The following is a 15364-nucleotide window of genomic DNA, read 5'->3' as shown; positions in this document are numbered from 1 at the left end:
GCGGGAAATCTGTTATTCCAAGGCGCCGCTATAAGAATACACCTCAAGAAAGAGTCGATTGGTGCTTATATCGGTATCGACATTTAGTGGAGAATGCTTTTGGAAGAATTAAGCACTATCGAGCAATATCAACAAGATATGACAAGCTAGCAAGAAATTACGCCAGTATGGTGTCACTGGCGTTTATGTTAATGTGGCTGCCGATGTATTGCTGAACAACATTTGTACAGCAAAGATCAACAGACCCTAATAAAATGGAATTTAAATGATGCTAAATAAAAGTCTGTGTGTAATCGTTTTTTGCTTATTACTGACAGCGTGTAATGGCGTGACATTTCGCACCAATGCGGGTGCTGTTGCTTTAAATAATGCAGTCGCCGGTACTGTTGAAGTGTATTCTCAGGCAGAAATGTCCAGGCACAAGTTTATGAGCTTAGGTGAAGTCTCCACCACATTTTGCAGTACTCAAATTTATCCTGCTGAACACGTCAATTTGGACGATCTTAAAAAAGATTTGAAAGTACAAGTTCAAAAGTTGGGTGGAAATGCCATTATCTTCTACACGTGTGGCAAAGCGAGTTATCCTGCCTGTGAGTTGTATTATGAATGTAATGGTGAAGGTTTTTCTATCGAAGATTAGCGTTTAGTATTATAAAAAAGCTCACATAGTTGTGAGCTTTTTTTATTTTAAAAAAATCAGGTTACTGTATTAGTCCGAGTTGTTGTCAAATTCAGTATCATCGAGTAACTCAAAGGTCGGGACGACATTCGGTACGTCTTTAAATAAGCGAGTGAAATGGCGCTGTACACCTTTCAAATCGATTCCTGCTAAACCTGATGCAAAACCAAACCAAGCATAAAGACCACTAAAGTTATCAAACATGGGCGGTAGATATTTAGGCGTAGTCAGAATGCCCTCTTGGCAAGCTTGGTATAACACGGGGATATCTTCAATCGCCAATTTACCGAGGAATAGCATAGGGATGAGTTCAGGAAGGCCTGAGGTGATGGCGCTGCGGATAAAGTTAATGTTTTCCACATAGCCACGCACATAGGAAATATCCTTAGTGAAGAAACTGCCGCCTTCCACCATGCCCCCACGGAAAACCCTTTGGGTGACACGGTAACTGTCTGTCGCACTTAGATTCAATCCTCTGAAATAATTGAATACCTCTATAAAGTCAGCACCATTTTCAGCCATATCGACCGCGGCAACACGGTCACTAATTCGCCGAGCCCGTCCTGGATTTGAGCTTAGCGTCAGCATTTCCAGTAAAACGGCTAGACCTTCTTGGGTTGCTGCTACGCGCGGAGAACCGACACTGAGCCAAGTGGCGTGGGGTTGAGCTCGGCCGTTTAGCGTCGTGCCGACATGCACCCAACCTTCATGAACTTCATATACATTAAGATCCGATTCGCTGAACATTGCTTTGCTATTGAGCTTAACAGTGTCGCCACCGACTGCAGCGTCAGAGACGATACCGTCACTAAGGCGTACACGCATATCATCGCTATGGAAGTACTTTTCTAAACGTTGGCTGAGTACGTTAACCGCTTCTGGCGCGCTAATAATTTTAGGGTGATGTTTATTCATGTGCCTCGCCGCGGGCAGCGAGAAAATGTAGCTGAGTTTATCGCCTAACTGGCGCAAGGTATGGCGATCGCCATGCAGTTTATGGCTAGCACTGCCGTACAATTCTTGGCTGAGCTTACCAAAGGTTGGCGTGCCTCTATTCCCCAACATATCAATGACAAGGCGATACTGATCGACGTTTGCCACTAATATTTTGCCGAGTTTGTCTCGTTTACCCAAACGTCTATGGATGTCCTGCTTTAGGGAGGCTAGCTCAGCTTGGGTTTTAACAGGATCAAAAGGTAAAGCAATGTTTTGATAGAACTCTTGCTTAATAGCCGGAAGTACCGTGCCCTTATTGGAGAGAAAACGTTCCTCCATTTCCCGCGGCCATTTAATGGCATCTAAGATTTTTATTGGCGTTTGAATGCGAATTAATTCATCGGAAAAACGGCGTAGATCTTGTTGATATTGGGCTAACGACTCAGACATTCCCGTATATCCTGCAGGTAATTTCAGCGAGAGAGATGTGGCTAATCATAGCCTTAAACCTCATTTATTCATATTGATTCGCAGGCTAGCTGAGAAAATATACCGATTAAATAAATTAGCTGTTATCGATTTTGTGAATCATTTTGGTGCACTTGTTATAATTCTAGCGCTATGTCTATGGGACATAAATAAGTAACCATCTGTTTAATAATATTTTATTGATATGACATTAAAGCTGCTTTGTTCTTGATATAGAAATAGATTGATTGGAGCAAAACATGGCAGCGATGAGTTACTTGAGTGTGCTAAGGCTGAATGCTTGTTAATCAAAACTCAAGCCGACAAGAGTGGTAAAAATGACCGTGATGACGCGATATTAAATCTGGAGGTTAGTGAGCTAGAGCAGAGTCACACCCAGCACTGTTGGCTGGGTGAGATATTCGATTTTAGTGGGCCAAAACTCAGTGAGTTCGAAACAAATGATCACCGACTGAGATCATCATCCCATCATTTTGACCACTAGATAGCGAGATAGAATTGGCTAGAAAAAATCGTCATCTCCTAATGCACGTTTTAACTCCGCCCGCTCGAGGTAGTCTTCTAAACGCTTTTTGACTTCGCGTCTATGCTGCATTGCCTCGGCAGCTTTGCTGTTTCTTGGTGTGGTCATTGCCTCAAGTTCAGTATCGTTGGGCACGACTTCAGTAATATGAGCCATAACGAATTCCTCTTGTTGTTCCTAACGACTTTCTAACTAAAAAGAGTATGGTAGAAAAGCAAATAATTTTGTGAGTTAGGGTGAAAAATTCTTCCCGTGAGTCGGATGATTCAGCTTACTGCTGTTTGGCGTAGGCCCGAGACAGCAATTGAATATTTGATTAATTTAGTTTTTGCTTATTTTGTGATTAAGAGCACGGTATAGTCATAGATATATTCGCGTTAATTCCGAGTTAAATAGTAGGATAAACTTGAATTTAGTCATAATTACAACAACACTTGTACCAGTGTTTGTTGTTAATCGTTTGCTAGGGAATTGGCTTACATGGACAAGGATCAGTTTTCTAAATCACTCCCCCCATCTAATAATATCTACTTTAGCGTGCTGAGCTCTAGCTGGCTGATGATAGTGGCTGCCTTACTTTTCATGGGGATCTCTTGGTATGTGCTTGAGCAATATCTTAGGGATAGAGGTGAAGAGCGTTTCGAAAATAGCGTTCAAGAATTAACAGAAGCCGTGAATCGCAGAATGCTTGCCTATGAGCAAGTCTTACGTGGTGGCGTTGGCTTATTATTATCCTCGAGTAATGTGACACGTCAGGAATGGCAAACTTATGTCATCAATGCTCATTTATCTGAGTATTACCCAGGTTTTCAAGGTTTTGGCTATGCTCAGTTACTTCAACCTGAAGCATTAAGTGCGCACATCCAACAAGTTCAAGCTGAAGGTTTTAAAGACTATAAAGTTTACCCAGAAGGAACGCGTGATCAGTATTGCGTGATTGTGTACTTAGAACCCTTTGATTGGCGTAATCAAAGAGCCTTGGGTTATGACATGTGCTCCGAGTCTAATCGATATAAAGCCATCACTCGCGCTATTACCACTGGACTGCCGACAGTTTCTGGCAAAGTCGTATTAGTTCAAGATACTTCTGATGATGCGAAAGCGGGCTTTTTAATGTATTTACCGCTTTATCAAGGCACCACAACAACAGAGGCTGAGCGTAAACAGCACGTGTTTGGACTTGTGTATGCAGCGTTTAGGATGGATGACCTCATGCAAGGGATTATGGGGGAGCGATTCTCAGGCTTGAAACTTGCCATTTATGAAAGTCCGCAGGCAAGCGCTGACAGTCTAATGTTTACCAGCAGCAAAGTGGCCCCGAATGAGCAGGATGTGTTTTATCACTCACAGACTGACTTAGTTGGAGGGCAGTTGTGGCGCTTAGACATTTCATCACAATCGCGTTTTATCTCGAGAGCGGAACAGACCCAAGGTATGTGGCTCCAATTTATCGGTTGTGGTTTTATTTTGGCATTGTTTTACTCAGTGTTAATTATGGCGCGTAATCGATATAAGGAGTCTTTACTGACTTCAGAGTTAATTGCTAACGAAAAACGCTTTAGATTAGTAATTGAAGCCTCTCCAAGTGCGCTATTTATGGTGGATAAATCTGGATTTATTACTTTAGTGAATACCCATGCTGAACGTTTGTTCGGCTATACCAGAGACGAGTTACTCGGTCGTTCCATCAATATGTTATTGCCCGAAACCCTAAGGGATGCTCATCAGCAGCACATGAGTAACTATTTAGTGCAGCCTATTGCGAAAAATATGTCGATGCGGGATGACCTGTTTGGCTGTTGCAAAGATGGTAGTCGACTCGCAATTGAAGTGGGGTTAACGCCTATTCATTTTAGTAATGGCATTTCTATTCTCGCGACAATTAACAATGTCTCTGAACGTAAACGAATTGAAGTTCAGCGTGCAGAACATATGCTTGAGCTTGAGCGTATCAATCAAGAATTAGACAGGTTTGCCTATATTGCTTCCCATGATTTGAAATCCCCCTTACGTGGTATCGAGCAGCTAACCTCTTGGTTATCTGAGGATTTAGTCGATAACACCAATGAAAATGTACAGAAATACCTAGGGCTTATCCAAAGTCGTATTCATCGAATGGTATTATTACTCGATGGACTATTGATGTTTTCTCGGATTGGTCGTGTCGATACCGAAACCACTGAAGTGAAAAGTCGGCAACTGGTTGAAGACATGTTTGCGCTCGTCGCGCCGCCACAGGGATTTGAATTAGTCCTAAAAGGTGAATTTCCGAATTTTTATACCGTAAGACCATTGTTGGAATTAGTTATACGAAATTTAATCAGTAACGCCATAAAACATCATGACTTAGGTACAGGTGTGATTACGGTTTCATGTGAGGCGGTTGATCAGCAGTATCGATTCAGTGTGATAGATGATGGTCCGGGGATATCAAGCTCATATCATGAAAAAGTCTTCGAGATGTTTCAAACACTTAAACCAAGGGATGAAGTTGAAGGCAGTGGTTTAGGCTTATCACTTGTGAGGAAAACGGTTGAAAGTTTAGGTGGAGAGATTCAGCTTAAATCGCAGGGCCGAGGTTGTTGTTTTTGCTTTAGTTGGCCTAAGAAAATAGTGAAAAAGGAGCTTCTATGAGCGCAGCAAATCACTATCAACAGGTCACCATTTTATTGGTTGATGACGATGACGTGGATTACATGGCCGTGCAGCGGGCGATGAGACAATTGAGGTTACTCAATCCCTTAGTGCGTGCTCGGGATGGGATCGAAGCATTAACTATTCTAACGAGTTTAGACACGATCAAAGGTCCGTATCTTATTTTGCTCGATCTTAATATGCCAAGAATGAATGGGTTTGAGTTCCTTGAGCGAATACGTTCAGATCCTTCTCTTTCTTCGTCTGTCGTTTTTATGCTCACCACGTCGAGTACCGATGAAGATAGGATGAAAGCCTATAGCCATCATGTGGCTGGTTACATGGTTAAAACTGATATGAAAGATGGTTTTAACAATATTTTTAATATGCTTGAAGGTTATTGGCGAATAGTGGAGCTCCCATCCGCATAAGGTGAGTATATGGATTTACTACTGATCGATGATGATGAAGTTGATAGAACTGCGATCATCCGAGCACTCAGACAGTCAAAGTTGACTTTTAATGTGGTCGAAGCAAATTGTGCATTTGATGGTTTAAATCTCGCATTAGAACGTCATTTTGACGGTATTCTATTGGATTATTTATTACCCGATGCTAATGGCTTAGAAGTGTTGATCAAGCTCAATGCCATGACGCAAGACCAGACCGTAGTCGTTATGCTGAGTCGCTATGAAGATGAGAAACTGGCTCAACGCTGTATTGAACTAGGGGCACAGGACTTCTTGCTTAAAGATGAGGTCAACTCGCGGATACTAACCCGTGCAATTCGTTATGCGAAACAAAGATCTTCAATGGCGTTGGCGTTACGCAATAGTCACCAAAAACTAAAAGAGCTAGCTGAACACGATTCGTTGACTAAGCTGGTTAATCGCTATGGTTTTGAACTTTGTCTTAATCGAGCGATAGCAAGGGCCAAACGTTGTCACGACTATTTAGCCGTTATCTTACTCGATTTAGATGATTTTAAAGCGATCAATGACACTCTAGGCCATCAGACGGGGGATATTCTTTTAGTTAAAGTAGCCGCTCGATTAAGTGAAGTACTACGAGATGGCGACATTATTGCCCGTTTAGGTGGGGACGAATTTGTCGTGCTAGTCACTGATAATGATTATAAATATTTCCCTATGATTGTGGCTAATCGATTGTTAAAAGTGTTTGAGGACGTGTTTTATCTCGGTGATAACGATGTGCTTATTGGTGCCAGTATCGGCGTGGCTTTTTATAATGAAGCGGCTTCGAACAGTTCTGAGCTGATGAAATGTGCCGATATCGCTATGTATCGCGCTAAAAAAATGGGCCGAAACCAGATTCAGTTTTACTCAGAAGCTTTAGATAAAGAGGTGCGTTACCGTAATCATATCGAGTCGAGTTTGCGTACTGCCTTAAAAAGAAATGAATTTAAGGTTCATTATCAAGCGCAAGTGAATGCGAAAACCCATCAGCTGGTGGGGATGGAAGCCCTTATCCGATGGCAGCATCCTGTAGACGGCATTATCACCCCAGATCAATTTTTACCCATAGCCGAAGAAATTGGATTAATGGAGGACATTGATGATTGGGTGCTTGAACAAGCCTGTATTCAGGCACAGGTTTGGTTAACCCAATTACAGCCAACAGGGAGAGAATTTACCATTGCCGTTAACCTGTCTGCATCGCAAATTGGAAATGAGAACCTGTTTGATAAAATAGCGAATACGCTGACTAAGACAGGACTTCCTGCTGTAGCATTAGAGCTTGAAATTACTGAGAATTGCCTTATTGAAGATCCCCATGAACATGCCAAAATGCTCGATAGAATCGCCGAGTTAGGGGTGCGTTTTGCCCTTGATGATTTTGGGACGGGTTTTTCGTCCTTAGAACATATCAAATTGTTTCCCATTAGCGTGCTGAAAATCGATAAAAGCTTTGTCGCTTCCTATGATAAGGATGATAAAGACACTCGTTTGCTCGCTGCATTACTTAACTTCGCCCATGGGTTTAATGTCATATCAGTAGCTGAGGGCGTTGAAACAATTGAGCAGGCTGAGTTTTGTACTTCTCGCCATTGTACTGTATTACAAGGTTATTTGTTTTCTCGTCCCTTAGATGCAACGGAGTTTGAGGCTAAGTATATTCTGCCGCTGTTAACTTAAACCGAGTTCCGAGTGTGATAGGTCTTGAAGTATTTCATTAGCATAATGATTTCGTCTGGTGAGGAATATTTTCTTGCTTTACACTGAGCAATAGACAAATATCAGCCCCTTTTTCTGTCGCTGTGCTTTTGGTGCCGCAGAACGGTTTATTCACTCATGCTTAAGTTGGTCACTCAGCAATGAAAATAGGTATTTTATCCCAATTCCCCCAGTTGTATTCAACACAACGCTTAGTCGCGGCTTGCCAAAGTCGTGGACATGAAGCGGTCGTGATCAATACGCTGAATTGCTACATGAATATTAATTCTATTAAACCTAGCATTCATTATGAAGGTACTGAATTAGTTGGGTTTGATGCCATCATTCCGCGTATTCATGCTAGCGTGACTTTTTATGGTTGTGCCGTTGTACGTCAGTTTGAAATGATGGGCGTATATGCCGCGAATGATTCAATCTCCATTGCGCGTTCGCGGGACAAATTGCGGGCACTGCAACTACTTTCCCGCAAAGGGATTGGCATGCCAGTGACGGGTTTTGCCAATAAGCCAAATGATATCCCAGATCTCATCAATATGGTGGGCGGCGCTCCGTTAGTCATTAAATTACTCGAAGGCACTCAAGGGATTGGTGTCGTACTCGCTGAAACTAAAACGGCTGCTGAGAGCGTGATTGAAGCATTCTTGGGGCTCAAAGCGAATATCTTAGTACAGGAATACATTAAAGAATCCAATGGTAGTGATATTCGTTGTTTTGTTGTCGGTGACAAGGTTGTTGCTTCGATGAAACGTCAAGGTCCCGAGGGCGATTTCCGCTCGAATCTGCATTTAGGGGGTTGTGGTGAGGTGGTAAAAATCACCTCTGTTGAGCGTAAAATGGCTATTGCCGCTGTGAAGGCGATGGGATTGGTTGTCGCGGGAGTAGATATTTTACGTTCTAACCGTGGTCCACTGATCCTTGAGGTTAATTCGGCGCCTGGCATTGAAGGGATTGAGCAAACAACAGGGATTTCAGTGACTGAGCCCATTGTTGAGTATATCGAGAAAATGGTTGCGGCCCGTAAAACAAACCGGTCAATTATTGCCTAATTGGTGATAGTGATAAAATGACGCCACTTTTTAAGGTGGCGTTTTTATGTTTAGAGCTTATAGATCAAAACTGTAGGAATATCCGAGTACTAGTTTGGCATCATCATCGGTGAGATCGGTATCTGAGACCATAAATGACACTGTGCCTATGCTGGTATCTGCGCTGAGAGTCACGTTATAGTCGGCATAATTATCTTCGCCAAACCAAGATTGGACGACATCACCGTTTGAGTAACCATAGTGCACTGATAAACTCAGCTTTTCAGTGAGAGGAACGGATACCGTCGCGGCAAGATAACTGAGATCTTTATTATCTAAAGGATCGGCGGCCAGATCGTCACCGGCATTGATGACTTGGGAGTAAGCCAGTTCGAGCCATTTCCACGTGACAGCAGCATGGAGCTCACCAAAATCAATACTGCCTGGTGCGTCTGGATAGGCGTAGTAGAGATAGCCAAAGTCGTAGCTGATGTCTTCGGTAATACTGCCGCCATAACCCGCATATAGATCAAGCTCGTAGCTAGTATCATCACCAAAATCCACATTCGATGCCCAAGTTCCCGCATAAAATCCAGAATCGTGGCTGTAGTCAAGGCCACCTTGGATTGCGACTGCATCTTTAGTTTGGGTCGCACCGCGCCATAGGTAATTAGAGGTACCGCCAATGTTACCTGATACGGCTGCAAAGGCGTTGCCTGCCAGTAACATTCCCGTCGATAAGGCCAAAACGCTGTACAGTGATTTCTTCATGCTCATCCCCTCGATTGACTTATTTATCGATTCACCATTGGCACACTCAAAGTCAGCTGTGTTCATTAGTGCATCTTGGTTTTTTCTAAGGAAGGATTTGCTAATCACATGCCACTATTACAATGCCATGTAAAACAAGGTATTAGAACTCGCAATGTTAATGAAATGTTTTTATTTGCCAGTTTGTGGGGCAGAGGCGCACTTTTGTTGTGCAAAAAATATTCAGTGCTTCACTGGGATTGGGCAAAAAAAAACGCCTCACAATGGAGGCGTTGTATTGAATTTTATAACTTAGTTTACGCTGTCACGTAGGGTTTTACCCGCTTTAAACTTAGGCACTGTCGCTTCAGCAATTTGAATTTCTTTACCCGTTTGTGGGTTACGGCCAGTGCGAGCGGCACGAGTCGCTGTTTCAAAAGAACCGAAACCTACGATGGAGATTTTGTCACCATTTTTCATTGATTCGGTAATAGCTGCTTCAAAAGACTTCAATGCGCGTGCTGCTTCTACTTTCGTTAGATCGGCATTTTCTGCAATTTTGGCGATTAGTTCAGTTTTGTTCATTTTTATTGTCTCTTCTTTCCGTAGATTTATTTGAAATAAGCGTGCCTAACATGCCATAAGGTTTAGCACTTGGAAAGCCTTTTGCGTCTAGCGTGCAGCAGGATGTTCAGTAAAGCGCAGAATATTTACTCAGTTCGTGACTTAAGTTTTATTCTGGTTTTATTCTTCTAACAGTTGATAGAGTAATTTTTTAACAAGTTTGGGTTCAAAGGGTTTGTCACATAAGGCATTTACACCCGCTTGGGATACATTGCTGAGGTGGGTATCGTTGGCTTCGGAAGACACCATCAAGATGGGAATGTGTGATTGTTGGCTTTCATTGCGGATAAATTGTGTCAAAGCTAGCCCATCTACACTCGGCATATTGTAATCAGTGATCACTAAGTCGAACATATTGTGTTTCATTAACGCTATGGCTTGCGCGCCATCCTCGGCCTCGGTAATCAGCTTCATCCCTAAGTTACCAATCGTACGTTTAATGACGTTTCTTGCCATACGGCTATCATCGACCACTAATACACGCACATCTTGTACATCGAAATTACTCAGGTCGAGTTCATCGTGGCTGAGTAAATCAATCGTGGCATTCAATGCTGTACCTAAATGGTCGGCACTGAAGGGTTTAGGTAGAATCGCTACTACACCCGATTGGCGGAATATTTCAAGTTGCTCACGGCGGCACTCACTCGAGACCAGCATAAATTGGATATCTTTGCAGTCAGCGTTGGCCCTTAAGTAGCCCAAGAGATCGATGGCAGTGCCATCATCGAAATGCATGGCGCTCGCAATAAGGTCAGGTTTATGGCGAGCAATAATATCTTTAGCCGCTTCTATGTTTTCTGCGGTTTGAATGCTGAGAATGCCTTCTTGTTGTAAGCGCTGAATAATAATTCGACGCTGTGTCTCTGAAGGTTCTACCAAAAGAATGGAAAGTTCGCTGGGCGATAAATGGCTCATAGTTTACTTCAAGTTAAGAGTCGTAAGTATTTTACTGGGTCGCTAAGCTACGCTATTGATAACAGCTTAGCAACAAAGTCCATTACTGAGTTTGGCGGGTCAAATAGTGTCTCGTGACCTTAGAAAATGCGATCCAATACTGCACGAGTAAAATAACAATAATGCTCACTGTGAGTGGCAACATAGGAATGTTGTGGCCAGAAACAACCACTTTTACATCCTCAGGGGTAATGCGATAGGCAATAATTGCTGTAATCCCCAGAGCCGAGAATCCTAAGGTTTGCATGCCAATATAAATCTTCAACACTAAGCTAGACCACGGCGCGCGTATGAGTATGCCAACGAGCACGGGGAGGACACCTAGGGTGAATACATCTAGGGATTGAGTCATCACAGTACGCCAAAGTGCAGCAATGCTGAAGAGGCAATATAACGTGATCAGTAGTATAAGACGTTTAGGCATAGATTGAAGTGCACACCAGTAGCAAAGAAGATGAGCAAGTGTAGGAAATGCCCTAATCCGAGTCCAGTATAACCGTAATATCGTGTAGAATATGCCTTTTTGCTAGAGGCTCTAATAGGTGACGTTTATGACAGAAGTTGAGTTTTGGGGTTTAGTCACGCGAACGGAAGCGGCACAATCACAGGAGTCTTTGACTCAAGCACTGAAGCAGAAACTTGCCGAATTGAGTAATGAAGAGTTAAAAGCTTTCGATAAAATCTTTGGTCAGCAGATGCGCCGTAGTTATTTGTGGTCTGTTTGGGGGGCGGCTTACATTATTACGGGCTGTGATTCTGAATATGCTTTTGCCGAGTTTAGGTGTTTTTTGATTTCACTCGGTAAAGAAATTTTCGAAGGTGTGGTTAATCAGCCTGACACTTTAGCACGTTTAGTCGCTTGGCCAGAGCGAGATGCCTATGCTTACCCTTTTGTAGATGAATACGACCTTATCGCAGGGCAATTATACGAAGATAGAACCGGTGAGGAACTGCCCTTTATGCCATCGGGCAAGGCGACGCCCGTGGGTAAAAAATTTAGCACTAAGCCCAAGGATTTAAAGCTGCAATACCCTGAGCTCAGCGCCCGTTTTCCATTTTAATCTTGGCAATACCTTACGAGCGTAAGCAAGCGTTGGTAGTGACATCGAAGGTCATGCCGTATTTAGGGCAGATGTCGCTCATAAACTCATGTTCTTGCGCCGTTAATTGTTGACTAAAATCTTGCTTAAGCTGCTCTGTCATTTGATGTTCAGCCGCATTTTGCACCTGAGCCAATTTGCTCAAATGAACAGTAACAGCCTGTTGCTGGCTGATGGTCAATGGTGCAGCTTGGCTTGAAAGGCTGATACTCGTTCCAATTGTCAGCAGTGCCAATAAAGCGAGTTTTGGTGAATATGGGTTGAATAGATAAGCCGTGTTTAGGTTCATAGGTAAGCTCCAAGTTAAAAATTACGTTTAACACGTTAGTTCTAAATCGTGCATCCTTAGACGGTAAAGAAAACGAGTTGTACTGTGAGGAGCTGAGTTTATTGTATAAATATTGAACCTATGCTGAATGGTTAGTTAGTGCTCATTCTTCATTTCTTCGCATTGAAATCCTTGCTTACGAGTATCGAACTGGCACATAGATCCACATTCCCAAGGCACATTGTCGTAGAAGGCAGATTGTTCGCGTGCAAAATCGCGGCAAGTATTATAGCTGTCAAAGTTATCGGTTTTTTTATATTTTCCTGAATCATAGCCATGGTTGTAGATAAAGGCTGACCAAGTTTTAGGGCCAGTATTTTTGTCACTCGGGGAGATAAACCAAATCGCACTTACGACGCAGGTAAACAGGATAAGAATGAACACAGGTACAACAGGGAATTTCATTTTTTATTAAGTGGGCAATGTAAACAATAGCGGAAGGATAACGCTTTTTTTGTCGTTATGCGCGTGAAATGTTCACAAATTGATAACTATGCACTTACTTGGTGCAATTCCGATACAAAAAGATACGTATCGGTTGTGATGGTTAAATAATATTTACTCAATTATACAAAAGCTTACGGCACATTTGCTGTACTTATATCAGTTTTGCGTTAAGCTCTAGTTCAGGTTAGATTTTGTACTGTGGTTCTCAGAAAGTTATTTAGGCCTTGGAGGCAAACATGAAAATTCAGTCCCTTTTACTCGCAGGTGTATTAAGTTGCAGTGCGGCTTGGGCGGCCGATGAAGCGCCTGTGGATCCCGTCACCGAAGATGGTGTGGTTAAAATTGTTTGGCAAAGTCCTAAAGATTATCGCGATATAAAATCATCAGGGGAGCTCCAATCCCGTTATGAGAAACGCTTATTTGAGACCTTAACTGAAAACATCAATAAAGAAGCTGCGAAGATTTTAAAGCCAAATCAAAAGCTTGAAATGACCATTACCGATGTTGATCTTGCGGGTGATATGCGTCCAACATTTGGTGCGACCGCCAATGATTTACGCATTATCAAAGACATTTATCCGCCACGTATGACTTTTTCTTATCAAGTCATGGAAAACGATAAAGTGATTATCGCGGGCGATGAAAAACTGTCGAATATGGGGTTCATGGATGGGATCCAATCTTTAAATGATAAACCTTTTATGTATGAAACCAAAATGTTAACCGAGTGGTTAAAGAAGACGATTGCACCACAACTTTAATATCTCATATCGGTCGCTAATGCTGAGTATTAAAGCTGTTTAGCTATGCTGTTAGTGCCTGAGTGTCGATAATTAGATGATTTTCTAACAGGTAAAATCCGTTATTTGCGGATTTTGCCTGTTTTTTTGCCCTAGCGCTTAAGGTCGATAGACTATGTTCATGGGCGTTAAAGGTGAGTGCGGGTGGTAAAATGCCTACACACAGACTGATCAATTGATGGTAACAGGCTTCACCTTTTCTATCGTCGGCGAGCATTTCCTGGGCCAGCCAGTGATCTGCGCTATAAAATAAATGCTTATGGGTTTCAAAATCCGCTAGAATTCGCTGGCAACGGCTGATCATATGCTCACAGGTGCTGATAATGACAAAGTCATCGCCGCCGACATGGCCAACAAAGCAATTGTCGCTTTTATACTTCAGTAACAGATTCGCCACTTCACAAATCACTTCATCGCCACGGCAAAATCCATAAATATCGTTATAGGGCTTAAAGTTACACAGATCAAAATAGGCTAGATAAAAATGTTTCTTTTGGATCTTAAGGCGTTTTAATTCCTCTTGAATGGGCACATTACCCGGCAAGTCTGTAAGAGGATTTGCATGGCGCGCCATCTTAATTCTGTGCTCTGTGATCCTTTGTAGCAGATCCTTGGTATGGCCTATGCCGAGTAGTTTACCACGGCGAAGGATAATGAACTGTTGCGCTACCGTATTAGCACTCTCTGAGGTCAGTAATTGACTTACGATGGATAATGGTTCGTTGGCCTCAATCTGGATGACTTGCGGGTCCATCACTTCACTCACAGCATGATTTTCATGTAAGGCGCGACCATAGGGTGTGCTGAAGAGTTCAAGTAAGGTCGCGCGGCTGATAATACCGAGTGGCAACTGGTTATCGACCACTACAACCGCCTGTAATGCAGGTTGCGAGATAAAGGTGTCACTTAAAAATTTGAGTTTAAGTGTAGGCACTACGGTTATGGCGCTCGTGCACAGGCTCTCGGCCGATTCGCTGTATCTAGGTTGAATTTGAGTATTGCTCGGCACTAAGGTCGCTTTCATCGCGCGGCAGGGGAGCACTTCTGGACGACCGAGTAAGTAGCCTTGGCAATAGACGATACCCAGTTGTTTGAGTACGGCTAATTCCTCTTGCGTTTCAATTCCTTCGGCTATCACTTTGCAGGTTAAGCTTTGGCATAACTCCACAATCGAGCGGACAAATTCCTGTTTTACGGGAGTCGAATCAATCTGATGGATAAAGTGACGGTCGATTTTGACATAGTCAGGTGACAATTCTGACCAGAGTCTCAGACCCGAATAACCTGCACCTAAGTCATCGATCGCCGTTAAAAAACCTTGGCTACGATAGTGATTTAAGCAGGATTTGAGTAAATCGATATCATCGGCGGGATATTGCTCTGACAGTTCAATCACAACCTGTGATGGCGCTATGCCAAGTTGTTGCAGCAGTTGTAAGGTCATGCCCTTGGGGTGGGCGGGATCTAACAATGCCTTGGGCGAGATATTGATAAACAGCTTGCCTTGAAACTGACGCAACTTAAATTGCTCGAGTGAAATACGGCGACAAAGGGTTTCTAGCTCGCTTAATTTACCTTGATGTTCGGCGGTCTGAAATAGCGGGACTGGGGAGTATAACGGGCTGTGTTCAGGGCCACGGCTTAACGCCTCAAAACCATGAATTTTATGTTCTAATATATTGAAAATTGGCTGAAATAAGGGACTGATTGCCGCTTTAGAGATTATTTTATCGAGCTCTTTAGCCAGATCTAAACTTGTCATTACGTCAGCCCCTTCGTCTATGTGAGCGGAGTCTATGACTTAGAAATGACAAAATGATGACAGTTTTGGGGAAGCTTAGTGCTATCTATCTGTGTTGGTGGGCTTGATTGGATAT

The 15364-nt window shown here is 42.9% G+C and carries 17 protein-coding genes; 8 read left to right on the top strand and 9 right to left on the bottom strand.

The genetic code is table 11. The features are described 5' to 3' along the window. Both L5L97_RS14915 and L5L97_RS14910 read left to right on the top strand, forming a co-directional pair. On the top strand, positions 1-215 hold a 215-nt coding region (locus tag L5L97_RS14915; protein ID WP_248943622.1), incomplete at its 5' end, for a transposase. A 50-nt stretch (positions 216-265) separates the two neighbouring features. Next, complete coding sequence (locus L5L97_RS14910; RefSeq protein ID WP_263182575.1) at positions 266-640, top strand: hypothetical protein; 375 nt, start codon at positions 266-268, stop codon at positions 638-640. Positions 641-709: 69 nt separating this feature from the next. Here the strand turns inward: L5L97_RS14910 and L5L97_RS14905 are convergent, their stop codons facing one another. Continuing rightward, positions 710-2065 carry a flavohemoglobin expression-modulating QEGLA motif protein gene (locus L5L97_RS14905; RefSeq protein ID WP_105250320.1) on the bottom strand — a complete coding sequence of 452 codons (1356 nt, stop codon included), beginning with the start codon at positions 2063-2065 and terminating at the stop codon, positions 710-712. A gap of 541 nt (positions 2066-2606) precedes the next feature. Further along, entirely contained in the window at positions 2607-2783 is a 177-nt protein-coding gene (locus L5L97_RS14900) for a PA3496 family putative envelope integrity protein (protein WP_006079984.1), read from the bottom strand. 324 nt (positions 2784-3107) lie between these two features. Here L5L97_RS14900 and L5L97_RS14895 point away from each other — a divergent pair, with 324 nt between their 5' ends. The 4 genes from L5L97_RS14895 to rimK all read left to right on the top strand — a co-directional run bounded on the left by L5L97_RS14895 (position 3108) and on the right by rimK (position 8502). Further along, on the top strand, positions 3108-5261 hold the full coding sequence (locus L5L97_RS14895) for a CHASE domain-containing protein (protein ID WP_173247621.1): 2154 nt from the start codon (positions 3108-3110) through the stop codon (positions 5259-5261). Then, positions 5258-5692 (top strand): response regulator, encoded by a 435-nt coding sequence (locus L5L97_RS14890; protein ID WP_105250317.1) that lies wholly within the window; start codon positions 5258-5260, stop codon positions 5690-5692. Before L5L97_RS14895 ends, L5L97_RS14890 begins: the two co-directional genes overlap by 4 nt. 9 nt (positions 5693-5701) lie before the next feature. Further along, the gene (locus tag L5L97_RS14885; RefSeq protein WP_263182573.1) at positions 5702-7417 is read left to right on the top strand and encodes a putative bifunctional diguanylate cyclase/phosphodiesterase; all 1716 of its coding nucleotides are present in this window, start codon (positions 5702-5704) and stop codon (positions 7415-7417) included. 179 nt (positions 7418-7596) lie between these two features. Further along, positions 7597-8502 carry a 30S ribosomal protein S6--L-glutamate ligase gene (rimK, locus tag L5L97_RS14880; protein ID WP_113939182.1) on the top strand — a complete coding sequence of 302 codons (906 nt, stop codon included), beginning with the start codon at positions 7597-7599 and terminating at the stop codon, positions 8500-8502. Positions 8503-8559: 57 nt separating this feature from the next. Here the strand turns inward: rimK and L5L97_RS14875 are convergent, their stop codons facing one another. The 4 genes from L5L97_RS14875 to L5L97_RS14860 all read right to left on the bottom strand — a co-directional run bounded on the left by L5L97_RS14875 (position 8560) and on the right by L5L97_RS14860 (position 11236). Beyond that, the gene (locus tag L5L97_RS14875) at positions 8560-9252 is read right to left on the bottom strand and encodes a TorF family putative porin (protein WP_105250314.1); all 693 of its coding nucleotides are present in this window, start codon (positions 9250-9252) and stop codon (positions 8560-8562) included. 291 nt (positions 9253-9543) lie between these two features. Continuing rightward, on the bottom strand, positions 9544-9816 hold the full coding sequence (locus L5L97_RS14870; protein WP_006079990.1) for an HU family DNA-binding protein: 273 nt from the start codon (positions 9814-9816) through the stop codon (positions 9544-9546). A gap of 159 nt (positions 9817-9975) precedes the next feature. Beyond that, on the bottom strand, positions 9976-10773 hold the full coding sequence (locus L5L97_RS14865; protein ID WP_105250312.1) for a response regulator: 798 nt from the start codon (positions 10771-10773) through the stop codon (positions 9976-9978). A gap of 82 nt (positions 10774-10855) precedes the next feature. Then, positions 10856-11236: a hypothetical protein gene (locus tag L5L97_RS14860; protein WP_105250311.1), complete on the bottom strand. Its 381-nt coding sequence runs from the start codon at positions 11234-11236 to the stop codon at positions 10856-10858. Positions 11237-11363: 127 nt separating this feature from the next. On the opposite strand from L5L97_RS14860, the gene L5L97_RS14855 reads away from it, so the two are divergent. After that, positions 11364-11873, top strand: coding sequence for a DUF4240 domain-containing protein (locus L5L97_RS14855; protein WP_113939178.1), 510 nt, complete (start codon positions 11364-11366; stop codon positions 11871-11873). 13 nt (positions 11874-11886) lie between these two features. Here L5L97_RS14855 and L5L97_RS14850 read toward each other — a convergent pair whose 3' ends face one another. Together L5L97_RS14850 and L5L97_RS14845 are read right to left on the bottom strand one after the other, a co-directional pair. Then, the gene (locus tag L5L97_RS14850; protein ID WP_263182570.1) at positions 11887-12201 is read right to left on the bottom strand and encodes a hypothetical protein; all 315 of its coding nucleotides are present in this window, start codon (positions 12199-12201) and stop codon (positions 11887-11889) included. Positions 12202-12336: 135 nt separating this feature from the next. Beyond that, the gene (locus tag L5L97_RS14845) at positions 12337-12645 is read right to left on the bottom strand and encodes a hypothetical protein (RefSeq protein WP_105250308.1); all 309 of its coding nucleotides are present in this window, start codon (positions 12643-12645) and stop codon (positions 12337-12339) included. A gap of 278 nt (positions 12646-12923) precedes the next feature. Between L5L97_RS14845 and L5L97_RS14840 the strand changes: the two genes are divergently transcribed. Then, entirely contained in the window at positions 12924-13448 is a 525-nt protein-coding gene (locus L5L97_RS14840; RefSeq protein ID WP_131523944.1) for a DUF3016 domain-containing protein, read from the top strand. Between the two features lie 43 nt (positions 13449-13491). On the opposite strand, the gene L5L97_RS14835 is transcribed toward L5L97_RS14840, so the two are convergent. Further along, positions 13492-15249 carry a GGDEF domain-containing protein gene (locus L5L97_RS14835; protein ID WP_263182568.1) on the bottom strand — a complete coding sequence of 586 codons (1758 nt, stop codon included), beginning with the start codon at positions 15247-15249 and terminating at the stop codon, positions 13492-13494. Between the last annotated feature and the right edge of the window lie 115 nt (positions 15250-15364).

The sequence above is a fragment of the Shewanella sp. SM71 genome (genome assembly GCF_025653905.1).
Taxonomy (GTDB): Bacteria; Pseudomonadota; Gammaproteobacteria; order Enterobacterales; family Shewanellaceae; genus Shewanella; species Shewanella oncorhynchi.
This window is presented reverse-complemented; position numbering and strand designations above follow the sequence as displayed.